General features: G+C 71.8%; 15 protein-coding genes. 6 read left to right on the top strand and 9 right to left on the bottom strand.

Annotated features, from left to right (window positions below):
* Nucleotide 1: 1 nt before the first annotated feature.
* Entirely contained in the window at nucleotides 2-664 is a 663-nt protein-coding gene (locus tag AB0A61_RS31205; protein ID WP_361299651.1) for a DsbA family protein, read from the bottom strand.
* Nucleotides 665-828: 164 nt separating this feature from the next.
* On the opposite strand from AB0A61_RS31205, the gene pepN (AB0A61_RS31200) reads away from it, so the two are divergent.
* On the top strand, nucleotides 829-3,423 hold the full coding sequence (gene pepN / locus AB0A61_RS31200) for an aminopeptidase N (protein ID WP_361299648.1): 2,595 nt from the start codon (nucleotides 829-831) through the stop codon (nucleotides 3,421-3,423).
* Nucleotides 3,424-3,646: 223 nt separating this feature from the next.
* A complete protein-coding gene (locus AB0A61_RS31195) occupies nucleotides 3,647-4,708 on the top strand; it encodes a hypothetical protein (RefSeq protein ID WP_361299645.1) in 1,062 nt (353 codons plus the stop codon).
* Between the two features lie 82 nt (nucleotides 4,709-4,790).
* Here the strand turns inward: AB0A61_RS31195 and AB0A61_RS31190 are convergent, their stop codons facing one another.
* The 5 genes from AB0A61_RS31190 to AB0A61_RS31170 form a co-directional block, all read right to left on the bottom strand.
* Nucleotides 4,791-5,948, bottom strand: a complete 1,158-nt coding sequence (locus AB0A61_RS31190) for a serine hydrolase domain-containing protein (RefSeq protein WP_361299642.1) — start codon at nucleotides 5,946-5,948, stop codon at nucleotides 4,791-4,793.
* Between the two features lie 147 nt (nucleotides 5,949-6,095).
* The gene (locus AB0A61_RS31185; RefSeq protein ID WP_361299639.1) at nucleotides 6,096-7,850 is read right to left on the bottom strand and encodes a TIGR03767 family metallophosphoesterase; all 1,755 of its coding nucleotides are present in this window, start codon (nucleotides 7,848-7,850) and stop codon (nucleotides 6,096-6,098) included.
* Between the two features lie 405 nt (nucleotides 7,851-8,255).
* Entirely contained in the window at nucleotides 8,256-8,711 is a 456-nt protein-coding gene (locus AB0A61_RS31180; RefSeq protein WP_361299636.1) for an NUDIX hydrolase, read from the bottom strand.
* Nucleotides 8,712-8,720: 9 nt separating this feature from the next.
* Entirely contained in the window at nucleotides 8,721-9,605 is an 885-nt protein-coding gene (locus tag AB0A61_RS31175; protein ID WP_361299633.1) for a pyridoxamine 5'-phosphate oxidase family protein, read from the bottom strand.
* A 15-nt stretch (nucleotides 9,606-9,620) separates the two neighbouring features.
* A complete protein-coding gene (locus AB0A61_RS31170; protein WP_361299630.1) occupies nucleotides 9,621-10,073 on the bottom strand; it encodes a VOC family protein in 453 nt (150 codons plus the stop codon).
* A gap of 131 nt (nucleotides 10,074-10,204) precedes the next feature.
* Here AB0A61_RS31170 and AB0A61_RS31165 point away from each other — a divergent pair, with 131 nt between their 5' ends.
* Nucleotides 10,205-10,747: a CGNR zinc finger domain-containing protein gene (locus tag AB0A61_RS31165; RefSeq protein ID WP_361299627.1), complete on the top strand. Its 543-nt coding sequence runs from the start codon at nucleotides 10,205-10,207 to the stop codon at nucleotides 10,745-10,747.
* Between the two features lie 215 nt (nucleotides 10,748-10,962).
* Nucleotides 10,963-14,262 (top strand): S8 family serine peptidase, encoded by a 3,300-nt coding sequence (locus AB0A61_RS31160; RefSeq protein WP_361299624.1) that lies wholly within the window; start codon nucleotides 10,963-10,965, stop codon nucleotides 14,260-14,262.
* Between the two features lie 139 nt (nucleotides 14,263-14,401).
* Here the strand turns inward: AB0A61_RS31160 and AB0A61_RS31155 are convergent, their stop codons facing one another.
* Together AB0A61_RS31155 and AB0A61_RS31150 are read right to left on the bottom strand one after the other, a co-directional pair.
* Nucleotides 14,402-15,142, bottom strand: coding sequence for a hypothetical protein (locus AB0A61_RS31155; RefSeq protein ID WP_361299621.1), 741 nt, complete (start codon nucleotides 15,140-15,142; stop codon nucleotides 14,402-14,404).
* 1 nt (nucleotide 15,143) lies between these two features.
* Nucleotides 15,144-15,677, bottom strand: coding sequence for a sigma-70 family RNA polymerase sigma factor (locus AB0A61_RS31150; protein WP_361299733.1), 534 nt, complete (start codon nucleotides 15,675-15,677; stop codon nucleotides 15,144-15,146).
* A gap of 353 nt (nucleotides 15,678-16,030) precedes the next feature.
* On the opposite strand from AB0A61_RS31150, the gene AB0A61_RS31145 reads away from it, so the two are divergent.
* Entirely contained in the window at nucleotides 16,031-17,047 is a 1,017-nt protein-coding gene (locus AB0A61_RS31145; protein WP_361299617.1) for an aspartate-semialdehyde dehydrogenase, read from the top strand.
* Here AB0A61_RS31145 and AB0A61_RS31140 read toward each other — a convergent pair.
* Nucleotides 17,044-17,586, bottom strand: coding sequence for a DUF1203 domain-containing protein (locus AB0A61_RS31140; RefSeq protein ID WP_361299614.1), 543 nt, complete (start codon nucleotides 17,584-17,586; stop codon nucleotides 17,044-17,046). The two genes, AB0A61_RS31145 and AB0A61_RS31140, sit on opposite strands and share 4 nt — an antisense overlap.
* A gap of 112 nt (nucleotides 17,587-17,698) precedes the next feature.
* Between AB0A61_RS31140 and pepN (AB0A61_RS31135) the strand changes: the two genes are divergently transcribed.
* Nucleotides 17,699-20,314: an aminopeptidase N gene (gene pepN, locus AB0A61_RS31135; protein ID WP_361299611.1), complete on the top strand. Its 2,616-nt coding sequence runs from the start codon at nucleotides 17,699-17,701 to the stop codon at nucleotides 20,312-20,314.
* The last annotated feature ends 148 nt before the right edge of the window (nucleotides 20,315-20,462 follow it).

Raw genomic sequence — 20,462 nt, 5'->3', positions numbered from 1 at the left:
CCTACAGGTTGCTGAAGTCCGGACCCGCCGTCCGGGTCCGCTTGATCTCGTAGAAGCCGGGGACCGAGGCGACCGCGAGGGTGCCGTCCCACAGGCGGGCCGCCTGCTCGCCCTGGGGAGCGGGGGTGACGACCGGGCCGAAGAAGGCGATCTGCTCGCCGTCGGGGCCGGGCACGGCGATGACCGGGGTGCCGACGTCCTGGCCGACCTTCTCGATGCCCTCCTTGTGGGAGGCGCGCAGCTCGGCGTCGAACTCGAAGTCCTCCTGGTCGGCGTACTCGATGAGGTCGGCGGGCAGACCCACCTCGTCCAGCGCGGCCGCGATGGCCTCGCGGGTGGGACCTTCGCCCCGGTTGTGGAAGCGGGTGCCGAGCGCGGTGTACAGCGGGCCGAGGACGTCCTCGCCGTGCTTCTGCCAGGCCGCGGTCACCACCCGGACCGGCGCCCACGCCTTGGTGGTGAGCAGCTCGCGGTAGCTCTCGGGCAGCTCGTCCAGCTTCGGCTCGTTCAGCACCGCGAGGCTCATGATGTGCCAGCTGACCTCGATGTCCCGCACCTTCTCCACTTCCAGCACCCACCGGGACGTCATCCAGGCCCAGGGGCACAGCGGGTCGAACCAGAAGTCGACGGGGGTCTTGCCGGACGTGGTCGCGGTCTCGGACATGGCTCTCCTAGGTACGGCGGCGGATTACGGCACGTGCGGGTCCAACCAGCCGCAACACCGCTCTCCCCCGTCCCATTCCCGGGTGTCCGGCGTCAGGGGCGCATGGCAGGATCGGTCCTGTTGCGTCGTGTCCGACATCCGAGACGTCCTAAGGGAGCGCCCCCGTGCCCGGTGAGAATCTTTCCCGCGACGAGGCCCGGGAACGGGCCGCCCTGCTGTCGGTCGAGGGCTACGAGGTGTCCCTCGACGTGCGGTCCGCGGTGGGCGGTTCCACCGGCGGCGAGCACACCGCGGAGGGACCGCGGACCTTCCGGTCGGTGACGACGGTCCGCTTCCGCTGCAACGAGCCGGGCGCCTCCAGCTTCGCGGACCTGATCGCGCAGAGCGTCACCGCCGTGTCGCTCAACGGCAAGGACCTCGACCCCAGTGAGGTCTTCGACGGATCCCGGATCCTGCTGGAGGACCTCGGCGCCGACAACGAGCTGGTCGTCGACGCGCAGTGCCTCTACTCGCGCACCGGCGAGGGTCTGCACCGCTTCGTCGACCCGGAGGACGGTGAGGTCTACCTCTACAGCCAGTACGAGCCGGCCGACTCCCGCCGGGTCTTCGCCAATTTCGAGCAGCCGGACCTCAAGGCCCCCTTCCGCTTCGAGGTGCGGGCCCCGGAGGGCTGGACGGTGTGGAGCAACGGCGCCGGTGAACACCACGACGGCGTCTGGCGGTTCGCGGAGACGAAGCCGGTCTCCACGTACATCACGTGTGTGGTGGCGGGCCCGTACCACCATGTGACGGACACCTACTCGCGCACCCTCGCCGACGGTACGACGCTGGAGATCCCGCTCGGCGCCCTGTGCCGCAAGGGCCTGGCGAAGCACTTCGACGCCGACGACGTCTTCCTGGTGACCAAGCAGGGACTGGACTTCTTCCACGACCACTTCGACTACCCGTACCCCTTCGGGAAGTACGACCAGGCGTTCGTGCCCGAGTACAACCTGGGGGCGATGGAGAACCCGGGCCTCGTGACCTTCACGGAGGAGTTCATCTTCCGCGGCAAGGTGACGCAGGCCGCCTACGAGGGCCGGGCGAACGTGGTGCTGCACGAGATGGCGCACATGTGGTTCGGCGACCTGGTCACCATGGAGTGGTGGGACGACCTGTGGCTGAAGGAGTCCTTCGCCGACTTCATGGGCTCCTTCTCGCTGGTCGGCGCCACCCGTTTCGACAACGGCTGGATCACCTTCGCCAACCGCCGCAAGGCGTGGGCCTACCGCGCCGACCAGCTGCCGTCCACCCATCCGATCACCGCGGACATCCGCGACCTGCAGGACGCCAAGCTGAACTTCGACGGCATCACCTACGCCAAGGGCGCGTCGGTGCTCAAGCAGCTGGTGGCGTACGTCGGCCAGGACGCGTTCCTGGAGGGGGCGCGGCGCTACTTCAAGCGGCACGCGTACGGCAACACCCGGCTGGGTGACCTGCTCGCGGTCCTGGAGGAGACCAGCGGCCGGGACATGGGCGCGTGGGCGCGGGCGTGGCTGCAGACGGCGGGCGTCAACTCGCTGACGCCGCAGGTGCTGCTGGGCCCGGACGGCCGGATCGCCGAGCTCGCGGTGCTGCAGGAGGCCCCCGAGTCGCACCCGCAGCTGCGTCCGCACCGGGTGGCGGTCGGCCTGTACCGGCTGACCGGCGCCGGTGCGCTGGAGCGGTATGCGCGGGCCGAGGTGGACGTCGACGGCCCGCGGACGGTGGTGGCGGAACTGGCCGGCGCGGAGGCGCCCGAGCTGGTGCTGGTCAACGACGACGACCTGACGTACTGCAAGGTCCGTTTCGACGAGACCTCGCTGGCGACGCTGCGGGAGCACCTCGGGGACTTCACCGATCCGCTCGCCCGCGCGCTGTGCTGGTCGGCCCTGTGGAACCTCACCCGGGACGCGTTGCTGCCGGCCCGGGACTTCACCGGTCTGGTGCTGCGGTTCGCGGGCCGCGAGTCGACCATCGGTGTGCTGCAGATGCTGCACGCGTGGACCGGGTCGGCGCTGGTCCACTACGTCGCGCCGCAGGCCCGTCAGACGTGCGAGCGGATGGTGGCCGAGGGTGCCCTGCACGAGCTCCGGCAGGCCGAGCCGGGCAGCGAGCACCAGTTGGCGTGGGCCCGCTTCTTCGCGACGGTGGCGTCGGAGCCGGAGGACCTGGAGCTGCTGCGCGGGCTGCTGGAGGGCACCGCGGAGATCGCCGGTCTGGACGTCGACCAGGAGCTGCGCTGGGCGTTCCTGGAGCCGCTGGCCGCGCACGGGCTCGCGGACGAGAAGGTGCTGTCGCGGGAGCTGGGCCGGGACGACACCGCCTCCGGAAAGCGCCACCAGGTCCGCTGCCTGGCCGCGCGTCCCTCGGCCGCCGTCAAGGCGCAGGCCTGGGCCCAGGTCGTGGAGTCCGACGCTCTCTCCAACGCGCTGGTCGGGGCGACCATCGCGGGCTTCGCGCAGCCCTCGCAGCGCGAACTCCTCGCGCCGTACGCGCCCGAGTACTTCGCGTCGATCGAGCGGGTGTGGGCCGAGCGGTCGATCCAGATCGGGATGGACGTCGTGCGGGGTCTGTACCCGTCCCTGCAGGACTCGCCCCGGACGCTGGAGGCGACGGACGCTTGGCTGGCAGCCCACGAGGGCGCCGCTCCCGCGCTGCGCCGTCTGGTGCTGGAGGCGCGGGACGACCTGGCGCGGGCGCTGCGTGGACAGGCGTGCGACGCGACCGCCGACCGGTAGCCGACGGGGCCGGGCCCGCCGCCCCCAGCTTTGGCCAAAGCCCAGGCGCCCGGTAACCGTTACGGAATTCAGGCAATATCCCCCGTAACCCCTGGTCCGCTCCCGAAGGGACCAGGGGTTTTCGGCATCCGAACACCCGTCCTTTAGGGCGATCTTGTCCGTATTTGTCGACGGGCGTGTAACAGCGGTTAAACCAGGGATCGAGCGCGGGAACTCCCCCCTCATGAACCACAACACCCCGCTCTCCCCCCGCCCCCTCCACCACCTCACCGAGGCGCAGCGCCGGGTTCTGACGGCCGCTCAGCTCCGCGCGCACGGCGTCCCGGCCGCCGAGGTGAACGAGCAGTGCCGCCCCGGCGGTCCCTGGCAGCAGATGCTCCCGGGCGTCTTCCTGCTCCACCCGGGTCCGCCGACCAGCGAGGACCGGCTGCACGCGGTGCTGATGTACGCCGCCCGCGGGCCCGTTCAGGAGCCGCCTCCCGGAGTGCCGGCCCAGCCGACCGCGCGGAAGCCGCACCGTCCGGTGGACCCGGAAGCGATGATCACCGGCCTGGCGGCCCTCACCCTGTACGGCTTCTCCACCGCGCCGCCCCTGCTGTCCCTGGAGAAGATCGACGTCCTGGTGCCTCGCCTGCGCCGGGTGCGCTCCACGGGCTTCGCGCGGATCGTCCGCACGGCCGCCCTGCCCGTGCCCGAGCCGGTCACGGGTCTTCCGGTGGCCCCGGTGCCGCGCGCCCTGGCGGACGCGGTGGCCACCCTGGCGGACGCGGACGCGGTACGGCGGCTGCTGACGGAGGCGGTGCGCGCCGGGCACTGCGAACCAGCGGCGGTGGTAAGGGAGTTGACGCAAGCCCGGCTGCTGAGCAGGCCGCACGTGGTGGACGCGGTGGACTCGCTGCTGGCCGAGGGCCGGGCGATCGCGGAGGACCGCCTGTACCGGATGGTGCGGGAGTACCGCCTGCCCGACCCGCTGTGGAACGTGGACCTGCGCCTGCCCGGCGGCCCCCACCTGGGCGGCCTGGACGCGTACTGGCCCGAGGAGGCGGTGGCGCTGGAGCTGGACACCCGGGCGCCCCGCCAGGGCGACCGACCGGACGAGGACGCCCTGTGGTCGGAATACGCCCGCAAGCGCGAGCACTTGGAGCGACTGGGCATCACGGTCGTGCACATCACGCCCAGGAAACTGCGGGACGCGATGGAACAGCAGGCCACGGTGGTCCGCACGGCCCTGATGGCGGCGGCCGACAGGGAACCCGCGGCCCATGTCGTGGTGGTTCCCCGGTAGTGACGGACCGGGGAGCCATCAGGAGGGGAGGGGAGGGGCCACCGGGTCTGCCGGTGGCCCCTCCTCGTGCGTCAGGGCGACTTCACCGGCCGCAGAACTCGGCCTGGAGCACCGCCTCGGTGTCGTCCACCCAGTCGCCGTTGAAGTTGAAGGCGAGGGAGTGGCGGCCGTCGGCCGTCGTCACCGCGGAGGACGTCGAGCCGTGGATGCCTCCGTCGTGGCCCCATACGTGCACCGGGCGGCCGCCGCAGGAAAGCGTGCGGTCCATCAGGCCGAGGCCGTAGCGGGTGTTCGGCACGCCCTCGATCCGCACCGTGGTCTTCATCTCCTTCAGCTGGCGCGGCGGGAGGAGCCCGCCCCGCAGCAGGGCCGAGTAGAAGCGGTTCAGATCGGCCGAGTCGGAGATCATCTCACCCGCCGAGGACGCCAGCGAGGGGTTCAGCTCCGTGACGTCGTAGGCGGGGCCGGTCGTCGTCCGCGCGAGCTTGGAATAGGCGCGGCTGCTGGGCTGCGGCACCGCGGCCCTGGTCCCCGGCAAGGACGTGGCCCGCAGGTGCAGGGGCTCGATCACCCGGCGGCGGATCTCCTGGCCGTACGAGTGGCCCGTCACGTGCTCGATCACCATGCCGGCCAGGACGTAGTTGGTGTTGGAGTAGCTCCAGGAGGTGCCCGGCGCGAAGTCGGGACGGTGGGACATGGCGATCCGCACGAGGTCCTCGGGCTTGAGGGTGTCGTAGCGGTGCCGGAAGAAGCCGTCCTTCGTGAAGTACGTGCGGGCGAAGGTCTCGTCCGTCGTGTAGTCGTAGATGCCGCTGGTGTGGTTGAGCAGCTGCCGGACGGTGATCCGGCGGCCGTCGTGGCCGTGGCCGCGCACCACTCGTGGCAGCCACTTCTCCACCCGGTCGTCCAGCGACAGCCGGCCCTCCGCCTCCAGTTGGAGCAGCACCGTGGACACGAACGTCTTGGTGATGCTGCCCACCCGGTACCGGTCGTCGGCGCGGCGCGGTGCGCCCGTGCGCACATCGCCCACGCCCGCCGTCGCCGACCAGGTGCCCCGGCTGTCGCGCACGGTGGCGGTCACCCCGGGCACGCCCGCCGCGACCGCCGCCCGGACGGCCTGGCGGGTCGCCTCGTGATGGCCGTCACCACCTCTTGCGGGAGCCGCGGCCACCGCGGGCCCCACCAGCGCCACCGACACGACGACGGCCACGGCCCCCACCAGCCCGGTACGCACCAACATCGCCTTCCCCCTTCTCGTCGCCCACATGGTCTCGCGTCGCTTCGCGTCGGCGAGCCCGGTCGGGGGAAGGGACCTGAGCGGTGTCCGTGAAGGTTGCTCCGCCGTGGACCGGTTGAGTGATTTCCGGTCCTTCGCCGGCGGCCGTCCTCAGCCCTTCTTCAGCAGCAGTTCCGTGTTCCGGTCCCGCGGGCTGCCCGCCGGCGTCGTGTTGGCGTTCGGCGCGTTGAAGGACAACTCGCGGTAGAGGGCGGCCAGGCCGGTCTGGCTGAGGTCGGCGAAATCCGTGCGGTGCGGAGCCGCGGACTCCACCAGCGTGGTGAAGACCGACAGGGTGCCGTCCTTGTTGTCCACCAGCTCGACGATCCGCGCGAGTTGGGGGTGGTCGACGTGCGAGGCGGTGGAGATCTCCCAGAAGGAGTGCCCACCGGGAGCCGAGTGCGCGGTGATGACGTTCTTGTGGACGTGTCCGTTCACCCAGGCCAGCACGTTGCGGTGACCGGACAGCAGGGCGACGACCTCAAAACCGCCCAGGCGGCGCTCGCCGGGGCGGCCCGGGTCCGGGCGGGTGTTCGTCATCGACGTGCTGGTGTGGTGGCTGAAGACCACCGCGTAGGAGTCCCTGTTGTCGCGCAGCGTCCGGTCCAGCCACTGCAACTGGGCCTCGCCCACGGACCCTTCGTAGTGGCCGCCCGGGTCGGTGGTGTCGAGGCTGACGCCGATGACGTCGTCGGCGATGCGGAAACTGTAGTACTGGGTGCCGGTGTCGAGGTTGGCGGAGGAGTAGCCGTGGCCGGTCGGGCCCGGGCCGCGGTACGCCGGGTCCAGGTGGGCCTTGAGGTAGTCGGCGGGGGTGTAGGGGGCCCGCTTCTCGTCCGGGGTGACCGAGCGCATGTCCCGGGCGTGGGTCTTGAGCAGGTCGCGGAGCTGCACGCCCCGGGGGTCCGTGGCGTGCGCGATCGCGTCCCGGAGCTTCCTGGCCTCCGGCTCCGGCAGGCTCATCAGCTTCCTGCCGCCGATCGCGTACTCGGCGAGATAGGGGTCACCCGGCCCGTAGCAGCCGAGCGGGAGGGCGTCGTGGTTGCCGACGGTCGAGTACCAGGGAAGGTTGAGGCCGGGGCTGCGGACCTCGCGGATCGCGGCGGCAAGGAAGCCGTTCAGGTGGGGGAAGCCGAGCTGCTTGTCGACGTCGCGCAGGGCCGAGCCGGGCTGCCAGTAGAGGGCGAGCCCGCTGTTCTGGACGCCCTCGTAATGGCGCGGGTCGCCGGTGTTGGGGGAGATGCGGCCGCCGCTCATGACCTTCATGAACCACTCCAGTTCGGAGTGGGCGTTGTTGTCGGTGTTGTCGCCGGTGGTCATCACGAAGCGGAGCGGGGAGCCGGTGGCGGGGGCGCCGCGCAGCGCGTTGACCCGCTCGACCAGCGAGATCGCACCCTGCACGGTCAGCGCCTCCTGCGGCCGCCAGGCACCGCGCCCGGCCGAGCGGAGGTACTCCAGGCGCAGCGGATGCTGACTGTCCATCAGGTGCAGATCGGTGAGCTGCACGAACGCGGCGAGGGCCGTACGGCGGCCGGCGCGGCCCGGCTTGGGGGCGGCCAGCTCGCCGCGCACGACCCGCTGCCAGCCGGGGCCGTCACCGAGTCGGCGGTATCCGGAGGCGGTGCGCGGGGCGGCGACACCGGCGAGCGTGGTGCCCTTGGTATAGGGGGCGAGGGGGGCGGCGGGAGCCGTCCGGGAGGGCGCCACCGGCGACCGACCGGAGACGGTCGCCGGGGCGGCCTGGCTGTCGGTGGGGCGCAGGGCGTAGCCGACGCCGGCCGAGAGCGACACGGCTCCGGCTGCGGCGAGGACCGTGCGGCGGTGAACCCCGGGCGCGGAGTCGGTGACAGAGCGTGTGCGCGGCATGGCGCGATCTCCCCGAGTGCGAACGCGTCGGCAGTGGTCGCGGGCGGTCGCTGCCGCGAACGTCCCGCTCGTACCGGATGCTTGGCACCGGGAGTGACTTGCACGCGAACACGACGGCAACGCAGAACGCCGATCACCGTACGTAAATCTCGGACCACCCCGACCGCCCGCGACCTCTCGCCGGGCGGCCGGGAGGCGGTCACGCCGTGTTCACCTTCCGGGGTAGGAGCGCTGGACCCCTAGGGGGTGTCGTTTGGATCACCGCGGATCGGGCCGCGGCGCATGGTGGGGTGCCTCTCGCAGGGCGGAGCATGACCCGCGTACCGGGCGTACTCGGGTGATGCGACAACGCGGCGAGGTGCCGTGCCAGGCGTCGCGGACCCGCGGTGATCCAAACGACACCCCCTAGCCCTGGTGTGCCGCACGCCCGGTGGGCGGCCGGTCGCGCCACAGGCCGAGGGCCACGTCGACGAGTCCGACCCGGTGGAGCGAGCGCACCTCGCCCAGGGGGTGCCAAGCCGCCATGTCCGTCGAGCCGCCCAGCTCGTGCCGGAGTTCGCCGCCGGCGATCCGGCCCGCGTAGACGATGCGCAGGGCGTGGTGGTCGACGCCGCGGCCGAGGCTGCGTCGGAAGCGGCGGACACGCGAGTCCACGCCGAGCAGACCGGTCACCTCGATGCGGTAACCGGTCTCCTCCGTCACCTCCCGCAGGACGGTGTCACAGGGGTCCTCGCCGTGTTCCATGCCGCCACCGGGCAGGGTCCATTCGGGTGCGCCGCTGTCGTCGCGGCCCCGGGCGAGCAGGAGGTTTCCGTCGCGGACACATACGGCGTAGGCCGCCACCCTCAAATTCCGGCGCACACAAGGACGTTAACCCGCTGGATCCGGATTTGCGGGCGAGTACGCGGGAGCGGACCAGCGCAACGGCACCGCGCCCTCCGTGTCGACCACCTCCGCGAGCGTGAAACGCACCCGGCGCCCGCCGTCCGGTCCGAACTCCGTCCGTGCCTCCCCCGACAGCTGGAGGGTCCGGCCCGTGCTCCAGTCCAGGAAGAGCAGGCCGGCCCGCGGGTCGGCGGCCAGGTTGCCGAGGGTGAGGAACATGGAGTTGCCCGGATAGTCGCGCCAGCTCAGCCGGTGCGGTGAATCCACCCGTACGAAGCCCGGGTTGCCGCCGCGGTGACTGGCGTCGGCGCCCTCGGCGTGCACCGTGGCCAGGAAGAAGGTGTCGGCCGACGTCACGAAGTCCTGCTGGGCCGGGGTGAGTTCGCTGCCGTGGCGCGGTTCGCCCGGGGTCCGGGCCACCGTCTCGTACGACTCGCGCTTCTGCAGGTACTTGGGGCAGTTGGAGAAGACCTGGTCGGCCTCGACGGCGAAGCCCGCCGGCGTGGGACGCAGCCGGCCGTTCAGGCGCATCCGGCGGCGGGTGCGCGGGTCGAGGGCGATGGTGCCGACACGGGTGCCCGGGCTCGCGAGTGCCGGTGCCAGCGGGTCCCCGGGGTGTACGCCGCCCCTGACCGACATCTGGTGCGGGCCCGTCGCCCGGACGAAGCCGGGCGGGCCGGTGAGCGGTGCGGCCCAGACGCGGCCGGTCGCCGGGTCGGCGGCGCCGAGGATCAGCAGCGGCTGGAGTCCGAGGAACGCGGCGACGACCGTTTTGATGCCCGGACCGACGGCCCGGCCCACGTGATCGGCCGCCTCGCGCACTCCGAACCGGTCCTGCAGGGCACGTGAACCCGCGTGGTAGACCGTCATGCCGGCCACCCCTCTCTAGAAGAATCCGCAGGTCGGGGCCGCCTGGTGGGGCGCCGGTGCCTCCTCGGCGCCACGGGGCACCGAGATCTCCAGACGGGTGCCGTCGGGGTCGTGGAAGAAGATGCCGCCCGAGGCCGAGCCCTCCCGATGCGCCACCACGCCCTCGTGGGCGAACTCGGCGCCGTACGCCCGCAGGGCCTCCTCGTAGGTCCTGACCTGCTCGATCGAGTCGGCGGTGAAGGCGAGGTGGTGCAGCCCGGCGCGGTCGGGGCGGTACGGCTCCTGTGCCTGCTGCCAGAGGGTGAGCACGGGGGCGTCGCCGCCGTCGCCGTCGCCGAGGAACGCGTACCGCCTGCCCTCCTCCTTGCCCTCGGCAAGCAGCGCGAAGCCGAGGACGTCGCGGTAGAAGGCGAGCGAGCGGTCGAGGTCGGTGACGTTCAGGCCGGTGTGGCCGGTGCGCAGGGTCATGCGTGTGCCCTTCGTCGAAGCCGTGGTCCAGCCCGGACCGGGCTAACCGTTGTAGATGAGGTTAGAGGTTAGTTTCGGGAGGTGCAACCGGTCACGTACCCTTGACTGGTTAGTACGGAAGGAGCCCCACGATGTCCGCCGCCCGCGATCCGCGCCCCCTCACCGGCGAGCCGCTCGCCCTCGACCTGCTCAACACGCGGTGGAACCGCGAGGGCACCGTGCAGGACCTGCTCGCCGACACCGACGGACTGGCCGTGTGGCTGGCCACGAACGGTCTCGACGACCGCTTCGCCGCCGACGCCGCCACCCTCCGGCACACCCTCCGCGCCCGCGACGCCCTGCGGTCGGCCGTGGACGGCCCCCTGGAGAACGGAGCTCCCCTCGTCGACGCGGTCCTCGACCACGGACGGATCCGGGCCACCCTCACCCCCGAAGGGCCCGGCGAGCGGGCCGAGTTCGACGACGAGGCATGGGGACCCGCCTGGCTCGCCGCCCGCAACTACCTGGAACTGCTGGCCACCGCTCCCGACCGCATCCGCGGCTGCGCGCACGAGTCGTGCGTCCTGCACTTCTTCGACACCTCACGCAACGGCACCCGCCGCTGGTGCTCGATGGCGGCGTGCGGCAACCGCGCGAAGGCGTCCCGCCATTACGCGCGCTCGAAGGAAGCCTGAAGCGACGGACGAGTTGTCATGATTCGGGGCTGAGCTCCCCCAAGCGCATCGCGGGTTTTCCCCATACGCCCATTGCGATTCGGTCAACACCTCCCAAACTCCGATCCCTTGCGTAAAGCTGTGCGGTCGTCCGAGGTCGCCTACCGGGCGACTGCGAACCGGGCCGATCGGCCCGGTTCGGTCCACGCACGTTCCTTTACCTACAAGGGATGCCGATGACCTCCGACCCTCAGCGCGCACCACTCACCCGCGCCAGACGCATGGCCCGCGCCGCCGTGGCCGCCGGCGTGGTGGCCGCGCTCTCCGCGGCCGGGCCGATACCCCTGGCCACCGCCACCCCGAACGGCCCCTCCCCGACCGATCCCCCCGTCAAGTCGGCCAGCGCCAAGCTCGGTTCGGACGACGCCGACCTGCTCGCCGAGGCCAAGGCCGACGGCACGAAGAACGTCACGATGATGATCGCGACCGCGCCCGGCCAGACCGAACAGGTCGCCCGGCAGCTGGACGCGGTCGAGGGCGGCTCCGTCGGCCGCACCTACGACCAGCTCGGCTATGTCCGCGCCACCGTCCCCACGGAACGGGCGGACTCGGCGATCGCCGCCGCCGAGAAGCTGTCCTCCGTGCACGCGATCGACCTCAGGCAGGAGATCCCGCTCGACGACCCGGCGCCGAGCGCGCACACCGCCCGGGGCGCCCACCCCACCGGCACCTACCCCGGGCCGGACCGGAACACCCCCGCCGAGAACCCGTACAACCCGTCCTTCGAGACGGGCGCCGTCGATTTCGTCAGGGAGCACCCGAAGGCGGACGGCCGGGGCGTCACGATCGGCATCCTCGACTCGGGCGTGGACCTCGGCCACCCGGCACTGCAGAAGACCACCACCGGCGAGCGCAAGATCGCCGACTGGGTGACGGCGACCGACCCGATAGTCGACGGCGACGCCACCTGGCGCCCGATGGTGACCTCGGTGTCCGGGCCGGCCTTCACCTACGGCGGCCAGTCCTGGAAGGCCCCGGCGGGCACCTACCAGATCAGCACCTTCAAGGAGTCCGCGACCGCGGGCGGCGACGCCAAGGGCGACGCGAACCGCGACGGCGACACCACCGACTCCTGGGGCGTCCTCTACGACGCGGCGGCCGGCACGGTCCGCGTCGACCTGAACAACGACAACGACTTCACCGACGACGAGCCGATGAAGCCGTACAAGGACGGCTTCCAGGTCGGCTACTTCGGCACCGACGACCCGAAGACCGACGTCGTCGAGCGCCAGCCCTTCGTCGTGCAGATCCGCAAGGACGTTCCCATGGACCCCTACGGCGGGTCCTGGGTAGGCAAGAAGGCGGACTTCGTCAACATAGGCGTCATCGAGTCCGAGCACGGCACGCACGTCGCCGGCATCACCGCCGCCAACGGCCTGTTCGGCGGGCGGATGAAAGGTGCCGCCCCGGGCGCGAAGATCGTCTCCTCCCGCGCCTGCACCTGGTCCGGCGGCTGCACCAACGTCGCCCTGACCGAGGGCATGATCGACCTCGTCGTCAACCGCGGGGTCGACATCGTCAACATGTCGATCGGCGGCCTGCCCGCGCTGAACGACGGCAACAACGCGCGCGCCGAGCTCTACACGCGCCTCATCGACACCTACGGTGTCCAGCTGGTGATCTCCGCGGGCAACTCCGGCCCCGGCGCCAACACCATCGGTGACCCCGGTCTGGCCGACAAGGTCATCTCGGTCGGTGCGGGCATCTCGAAGGAGACCTGGGCCGCCAACTACGGCTCGCAGGTGGACACCCGGTACGCGCTGCTGCCCTTCTCCTCCCGCGGCCCCCGCGAGGACGGCGGCTTCACGCCCACCCTCGTCGCGCCCGGCGCCGCGATCAACACCACCCAGACCTGGCTGCCCGGTTCCCCGGTCGCCGAGGCGGGCTACGCGCTGCCGGCCGGTTATTCGATGCTCCAGGGCACCTCGATGGCGTCCCCGCAGGCCGCGGGCGCCTCGGCGCTGCTGCTGTCGGCCGCGAAGCAGAAGGGCATCGACCTGACGCCCGCGAAGCTGCGCACGGCGCTGACCTCGACCGCCGACCACATCAAGGGTGCTCAGGCCTACGAGGAGGGTGCGGGCCGGATCAACATCGTGGACGCGTGGGACGCGATCCGCGACGACGCCACCTCGTACGACTACAGCGTGAAGGCCCCGGTCGACACCGCGATCGACTACGCGCTGAAGACCCCGGGCTTCGGCACGGGCCTGTACGACCGCGAGGGCGGGCTGAAGGCCGGTGAGAAGAAGACGTACGACGTCACGATCACCCGTACGTCCGGACCGGACAAGGCGGTCCGCCACGAGCTGCACTTCGAGAACAACTACGGCGGCACCTTCCGGATCGTCGGCTCCGACGAGGTGCGGCTGCCGCTGAACCAGCCGGTGACCGTCAAGGTCCAGGCGGCCCCGCGGTCCGCGGGCATCAAGAGTGCGATCCTGGAGGTCGACGACCCGGCGACCGAGGGCGTCGACAAGCAGATCCTGACCACGGTCGTGGTGGCCACGCCGGTCAAGTACACCTACTCTGCATCGAGTTCCGTGCAGCGCAACAGCTCCCGGTCCTACTTCCTGACCGTGCCCGAGGGCGCGAAGTCGCTGGAGGTGGCGATCGGCGGGCTGAAGGACAGCAGCCAGACCCGGTTCATCGCGATCCACCCGTACGGCACTCCGGTGGACAACACCTCCACGCCGTACTGCTACAGCAACTACCTCGACGGCAACGGCTGCAAGCCCGACGTGCGCTCCTACGCCGACCCGCAGCCGGGCGTGTGGGAGATCGAGGTCGAGGCGCGCCGCACCTCGCCGCTCCTCGACAACCCCTACCAGCTGGACGTCTCCGTCCTCGGCGCGGCCTTCGACCCGCAGACCGTGACCGTGCCCGAGGCCAAGGCCGGCACCCCGGCCACCGCCTCCTGGCAGGTGACGAACAAGTACGCGGCCCTCGACGGCAAGCTGGTCGGCGGCCCGCTCGGCTCGTCGAAGACGGCCCGGCCGACCATCAAGGGCGGCGAGAAGCAGACCACGACCGTGGTCGTCCCCGAGGGCGCCCAGTCGCTCGACGTCGCCATCGGCAACGTCTCCGACACGGCCGCCGACCTCGACCTGACCGTGTACGACGCGAGCGGCAAGCAGCTCGCGCAGTCTGCGGACGGCGACTCGGAGGAGGCGGTCTCCCTCGCCAGGCCGGCCGCCGGCACCTACACCATCGAGGTCGCGGGCTACTCGGTGCCGTCCGGCTCGACGGCCTACGACTACCGGGACGTGTTCTTCTCCACCGCGCTCGGCACCGTCACGGTCGACGGCTCCGCCCCGGTGAAGCTGGGCACGGGCGACTCGGCGACGGTGACCGGCCAGGTCACGGCGGCCGCCGGGGCGCCCGAGGGGCGTGAGTTCTTCGGCCAGGTGCAACTGCTGAACGCACGCGGCACGGTCGCGGGCCTCGGCAGCGTGAGGATCGAGAAGGTCACGCCGTAGGTTCCGCGTACGGCGGTGGGGCGGGCGTCCCATTCCGGGCGCCCGCCCTTTGCCGATCTCCGGGTCGTTCTCAGGTCGGTGACCGGACGTCGGCGGCGGGTCAGGGACCGGACGTCATGTGCAGGTCAGGGACCGGAGGTCATGTGCAGGTCAGAGACCGGGACCGGGGCAGCGCCTGCTCGATCCACTGCCGTTGCGGGGCGATGTCCTGCTCGCCGACGATCCAGACGTCGGGCGAGTCGGCGTGCCGCGGGATGCCGACGAGCAGGTGGGCGCCCCGGCCGAAGTCGAGGGGGTCGTCCATGGTGAACGCGACCACGCCCTTCTCGTCGCCCCTCTCCCCGGCCGGCTTGTAGGACCGGGTCACGCGCAGGGTGACCCGGTCCTGGCCGGTACCGGGCACCCGCACCACGTCGGTGACGTCGCCCTCCGCGACCAGGCGGGCGCAGGCGAGGTACCCGGGGGCGCCGAAAGAGGAGCCTCGTCGAGCCGCACCGGCACTCGCCTTGTCGGCGCTGCCGCCCGAGTCCGTACCGGCCCCGCCGCCCCGCGCGACGAGCAGCCCCAGCCCGAAGACGACGGAGGCGACCGCGGCCGCGGCGAGGGCGCCGGTGGTGACGGCCCGGACGCCGGGGTGGCGGCGCACCCGCTGCCGCGCCCGCACCGGGGGCTCCGGGACGTGGCACTCCTGCGGCACCGGTCCCGCCAGCGCGTCCCCGATGCTCTCCAGCTGCTCCCGCAGCAGCACCACGTCCGCCCGCACCGCCCGGTACTCGGCCATGAAGGCGGTGTCGGCGCGGGCCTCGCAGGGCAGCGGTTCGTCCGTGAGCGCGGCCGTCAGCGGGTCCGCGCCGTCGTAGCGCTCGTGTTCGGCGGCCACGTCACACCACCTCGTCCTCGTGCAGCCGGTCGCGCAGCGCGCGGACCGCCGTGTGCAGCCTGCTCTTGACCGTGCCCTCCGGGACACCGAGCTGCTCGGCGATCGAGCGGACCGGCAGGTCGGCGTAGAAGCGCAGGACGAGGACCTGCCGCTGGGCGGCGGGCAGCTCGTCCAGGCCCTGGGCGACGGCGAGGGAGAGCAGCCGGCTGTCCTCGCCGGAGCCGGGCTCGGGCTGCCGCAGGGCGGCGAGCCGCTCGCCCACCCGCTCCTGGCGCCGCTTGGCGCGGTGCCAGTCCATGGCCAGGTTCGAGGCGACGACCGCGGCCCACGCCGAGACGTCGCGCGGGGCCTGACGGCCGCTCGCCGCCCGCTCCAGCAGCCGCAGGCGGACCTGCTGCACCCCGTCCGGCAGGTCCGCCTGCGGTACTCCGCCGAGCGCGAGCACCGCCCGCACCCGGCGTTCCTGGGCCGCGTCCAGCGGATCGTCCCCGCCCCGGTCCGCACCCTGGCCGCGGCGCGCCCTTCTGCGCAGCACGAGCCACCCCCTCACCGCGTTTCCTCTTGGACGCGGCAGCCGCGCGAAACGTTCGCCTCCGTTTGCCGGGAGGTCGCGCGACGGGGCAGAGGCGTACGTCACACCGCCGTATGGGCCGGGAGCGGCTGGGCAGGCACCGGGCAGCACAGCTTGCGGTCCGCGGCCCGCACCGGGCGAATTTCTGCAGCTCACAGGGGTGATCGCGACAGGACCGGAACCCTGTCCAATGCCCGGTGCGTCCCATTCCTCGGGCACGCCGGGCAAAGAATTGGACACATGGGTCGGGGGCGGCCGCATGATGGAAAGGCCTCGGCCGAGCACAACGCACGCACAGCACACGTAGAGGAGACACCGTGAGGGTCGGAATCGTCGGAGCCACCGGTCAGGTCGGCACGGTCATGCGCAGGATCCTCACGGAGCGCGAATTCCCGGTCACCGAGCTGCGCCTGTTCGCCTCGGCCCGCTCGGCGGGGACGGTGCTGGACGGGGTGACGGTGGAGGACGCGGCGTCCGCCGACTACACCGGCCTCGACATCGTCCTCTTCTCCGCGGGCGGCGCGACCTCGAAGGCACTGGCCGAGAAGGTCGCCTCGCAGGGTGCCGTGGTGATCGACAACTCCTCGGCGTGGCGCAAGGACCCCGACGTGCCGCTGGTGGTGTCCGAGGTCAACCCGCACGCGGTGGCCGACCGCCCGAAGGGCATCATCGCCAACCCGAACTGCACGACGATGGCGGCCATGCCGGTCCTGAAGCCGCTGCACGAGGAGGCCGGCCTCCAGGCGCTGGTCGTGGCGACGTACCAGGCGGTGTCCGGCTCGGGCCTCGCGGGCGTGGCGGAGCTGCACGGCCAGACCCAGAAGGTGGTCGCCGACGCGGACGCGCTGACCCACGACGGCGAGGCGGTCGACTTCCCCGAGCCCGGCGTCTACAAGCGCCCCATCGCCTTCAACGTGCTGCCGTTCGCGGGCAACCTGGTCGACGACGGCCTGAACGAGACGGACGAGGAGCAGAAGCTCCGCAACGAGTCCCGCAAGATCCTGGAGATCCCGGACCTGAAGGTCTCCGGCACCTGCGTGCGCGTCCCGGTCTTCTCCGGCCACTCCCTGCAGGTCAACGCCCGTTTCGCGCGCCCCCTGTCGCCGGAGCGCGCCACCGAACTGCTGGCGGGCGCCCCCGGTGTGGTCCTCACCGACATCCCGACCCCGCTCCAGGCGGCCGGCAAGGACCCCTCCTACGTCGGCCGGATCCGCCGCGACGAGACCGTGGACAACGGCCTGGCCCTGTTCCTCTCCAACGACAACCTCCGCAAGGGCGCGGCCCTGAACGCCGTCCAGATCGCGGAGCTGGTGGCGGCGGAGCTGCGCGGCTAGGGGGTGTCGTTCGTCCCGCGGGGCCCGCGGGGACGGGCCCTGCGTACCTCGTAGAGGAAACAGCCGTACTCGACGGCCCGGACGTGGACGAGCGCCACGGCCGGGTCGTCGAACGCTTCCCGGAGGGCCGCGTCGAACTCCTCGGGCCGCGCCACGAGGCGCCCGCCCAGGATGTGTCCCCTGGCCGAGTAGCGGCGCAGGGTGCGGTGGGCGTCGGTGAAGGGGCGGTCGGCCCCCGCGGGCCCCGGACACTGCTCCGCGTGGATGAACACCGGCCCCTGTTCGTCGTACGCGCCCGGATCGGCGCCCGCGTCGGCGGCCCAGCGGCGCAGGGGCGCGTAGGAGACCAGCGCGATCCTCTCCCCCGGCTCGCTCCTGCGCAGGCAGCAGCGCAGGGGCGCGCCGCCCTCGCCGTCGACGGCCGGGACCATGGCCCGGCCGGCATCGTCGGTCCTGCGCAGTCCCTGAAGGACCGCCGGGGGGATGGCCCGTACGGCGTACGCCGTCGGGTCCGTGGTGTGCGTCCTCGCTGTGGTCATGCGTCAAGGCTCCCGCTCGCCCGGCCCACCCACCGGCGGCATTACGACATCGCTTTCTTCGGACCTCGCGTGGAAGGATGGCGAGATCCACACATCACGAGGAGATGACCGCGTGCCTGGCACAAACCTGACTCGCGAAGAGGCGCAGCAGCGGGCGTCGCTGCTCACCGTTGACTCGTACGAGATCGATCTCGACCTCTCCGGCGCGCAGGGGGGCGGTACCTACCGGTCCGTGACCACGGTGCGCTTCGATGTCACCGGTGACGGCACCTCCCGACCGGGCGGAGCCGAGACCGGCGAAGGCGCCGAGTCCTTCATCGACCTGGTGGCCCCGACCGTCCACGAGGTGACGCTGAACGGCGACGCCCTCGACCCGGGCGAGGTCTTCAAGGACTCCCGGATCGCCCTGCCCGGCCTGCTCCCGGGCCGCAACGTGCTCCGGGTCGTCGCCGACTGCGCCTACACCAACACCGGCGAGGGCCTGCACCGCTTCGTCGACCCGGTCGACGACCAGGCGTACCTCTACACCCAGTTCGAGGTCCCGGACGCCCGCCGGGTGTTCGCCTGCTTCGAGCAGCCCGATCTGAAGGCCACCTTCCAGTTCACCGTGACGGCGCCGGAGGGCTGGACGGTCGTGTCCAACTCGCCGACCCCCGAGCCGCAGGACAACGTCTGGACCTTCGCGCCGACGCCGCGCCTGTCGACGTACGTCACCGCGCTGATCGTGGGCCCGTACCACTCGGTGCACAGCGTGTACGAGAAGGACGGGCAGACGGTGCCGCTCGGCATCTACTGCCGGCCCTCCCTCGCCGAGTATCTCGACTCGGAAGCGATCTTCGACGTGACCCGGCAGGGCTTCGACTGGTTCCAGCAGAAGTTCGACTACGCCTATCCGTTCGAGAAGTACGACCAGCTCTTCGTGCCGGAGTTCAACGCGGGCGCGATGGAGAACGCCGGCGCGGTGACCATCCGCGACCAGTACGTCTTCCGGTCCAAGGTGACCGACGCGGCCTACGAGGTGCGCGCGGAGACCATCCTGCACGAACTGGCCCACATGTGGTTCGGCGACCTGGTCACCATGGAGTGGTGGAACGACCTGTGGCTGAACGAGTCGTTCGCCACGTACACGTCCATCGCCTGCCAGGCCTACGCGCCCGGCTCCCGCTGGCCGCACGCGTGGACCACGTTCGCGAACTCCATGAAGACATGGGCCTACCGCCAGGACCAGCTGCCGTCCACCCACCCGATCATGGCCGAGATCCGGGACCTGGACGACGTGCTCGTCAACTTCGACGGCATCACCTACGCCAAGGGCGCCTCCGTCCTGAAGCAGCTGGTGGCGTACGTCGGGATGGACGAGTTCTTCCGGGGCGTGCAGGCGTACTTCAAGCGGCACGCCTACGGCAACACCCGCCTGAGCGACCTGCTGGGCGCGCTGGAGGAGACCTCCGGCCGCGATCTGAAGACCTGGTCGAAGAAGTGGCTGGAGACGGCGGGCATCAACGTGCTGCGCCCGCAGGTCGAGACGGACGCGCAGGGGGTCATCACCTCCTTCGCCGTCCGCCAGGAAGCCCCGCCGCTTCCGGCGGGCGCCAAGGGCGAGCCGACCCTGCGTCCGCACCGCATCGCCATCGGCCTCTACAACCTCGACGGCGGCACCGGAAAGCTGGTGCGGGCCGAGCGCATCGAGCTGGACGTCGACGGCGAGCTGACCGCCGTACCGCAGCTGGCCGGCACGCGCCGCCCGGACGTGATCCTGCTCAACGACGACGACCTGTCGTACGCGAAGGTGCGGCTGGACGAGGACTCCCTGGCCTTCGTCACCGGGCACCTGGGCGACTTCGAGGACTCGCTGCCGCGCGCGCTGTGCTGGGCGTCGGCCTGGGACATGACCCGCGACGGGGAGCTCGCGACCCGCGACTACCTGTCCCTGGTGCTGTCCGGCATCGGCAAGGAGTCCGACATCGGTGTCGTGCAGTCGCTGCACCGCCAGGTGAAGCTGGCGATCGACCTGTACGCCGACCCGACGGCCCGCGAGGCCCTGCTCACCCGCTGGACCGATGCCACGCTGGCCCACCTGCGGGCTGCCGAGCCGGGCGGCGACCACCAGCTGGCCTGGGCGCGCGCCTTCGCGGCGACGGCCCGGACGCCGGAGCAGCTGGATCTGCTGGAGAGCCTGCTGGACGGGTCCCGGACGCTCGAAGGTCTGGCCGTGGACACGGAGCTGCGCTGGACGTTCGTGGAGCGGCTCGCGGCCGTCGGGCGGTTCGACGAGGCGGAGATCTCGGGCGAGTACGAGCGCGACAGGACGGCGGCCGGCGAGCGCCACGCGGCCACCGCCCGCGCCGCGCGCCCCACCCCGGAGGCGAAGGCGGAGGCGTGGGCCTCGGTCGTCGAGTCCGACAAGCTGCCGAACGCCGTGCAGGAGGCGGTCATCGGGGGCTTCGTGCAGACCGACCAGCGGGAGCTGCTCGCGGTGTACACCGCCAAGTACTTCGAGGCGGTCAAGGACATCTGGGACTCCCGCTCCCACGAGATGGCCCAGCAGATCGTGGTGGGTCTGTACCCGTCGATCCAGGTGTCCGAGGACACCCTGCGCCGGACCGACCAGTGGCTGGCGTCCGCGGAGCCGAGCCCGGCGCTGCGGCGGCTGGTCTCGGAGTCCCGCGCAGGCGTCGAACGCGCCCTGCGGGCCCAGGCGGCGGACGCGGCGGCGGACCAGCCCTGACCGGTCCTCGCGCGGCGGCCCGGCCCTGGCGGGCCGGCCGCTGCGGAGCAAGGAGCGCCCGGCACCGGCCGGGCGCTCCTTGCTGCCGGGGCACCAGGACGGCTCTCGGAGCGAGCGGTGTGAGGCGAACGACGGAAGGGGCGGCGCG

This window comes from Streptomyces sp. NPDC046197, assembly GCF_040646295.1.
In the GTDB taxonomy this organism is placed as follows: domain Bacteria; phylum Actinomycetota; class Actinomycetes; order Streptomycetales; family Streptomycetaceae; genus Streptomyces.
The sequence above is the reverse complement of the archived record's forward strand: the minus strand, read 5'-3'. Positions and strand labels throughout refer to the sequence as shown.

Excerpts from the sequence above, each read along its gene's own strand:
- AB0A61_RS31205 (WP_361299651.1), bottom strand. The coding sequence starts at position 664 with ATGTCCGAGACCGCGACCACGTCCGGCAAGACCCCCGTCGACTTCTGG.
- AB0A61_RS31195 (WP_361299645.1), top strand. The coding sequence starts at position 3,647 with ATGAACCACAACACCCCGCTCTCCCCCCGCCCCCTCCACCACCTCACC.
- AB0A61_RS31190 (WP_361299642.1), bottom strand. The coding sequence starts at position 5,948 with ATGTTGGTGCGTACCGGGCTGGTGGGGGCCGTGGCCGTCGTCGTGTCG.
- AB0A61_RS31185 (WP_361299639.1), bottom strand. The coding sequence starts at position 7,850 with ATGCCGCGCACACGCTCTGTCACCGACTCCGCGCCCGGGGTTCACCGC.
- AB0A61_RS31175 (WP_361299633.1), bottom strand. The coding sequence starts at position 9,605 with ATGACGGTCTACCACGCGGGTTCACGTGCCCTGCAGGACCGGTTCGGA.
- AB0A61_RS31170 (WP_361299630.1), bottom strand. The coding sequence starts at position 10,073 with ATGACCCTGCGCACCGGCCACACCGGCCTGAACGTCACCGACCTCGAC.
- AB0A61_RS31165 (WP_361299627.1), top strand. The coding sequence starts at position 10,205 with ATGTCCGCCGCCCGCGATCCGCGCCCCCTCACCGGCGAGCCGCTCGCC.
- AB0A61_RS31160 (WP_361299624.1), top strand. The coding sequence starts at position 10,963 with ATGACCTCCGACCCTCAGCGCGCACCACTCACCCGCGCCAGACGCATG.
- AB0A61_RS31140 (WP_361299614.1), bottom strand. The coding sequence starts at position 17,586 with ATGACCACAGCGAGGACGCACACCACGGACCCGACGGCGTACGCCGTA.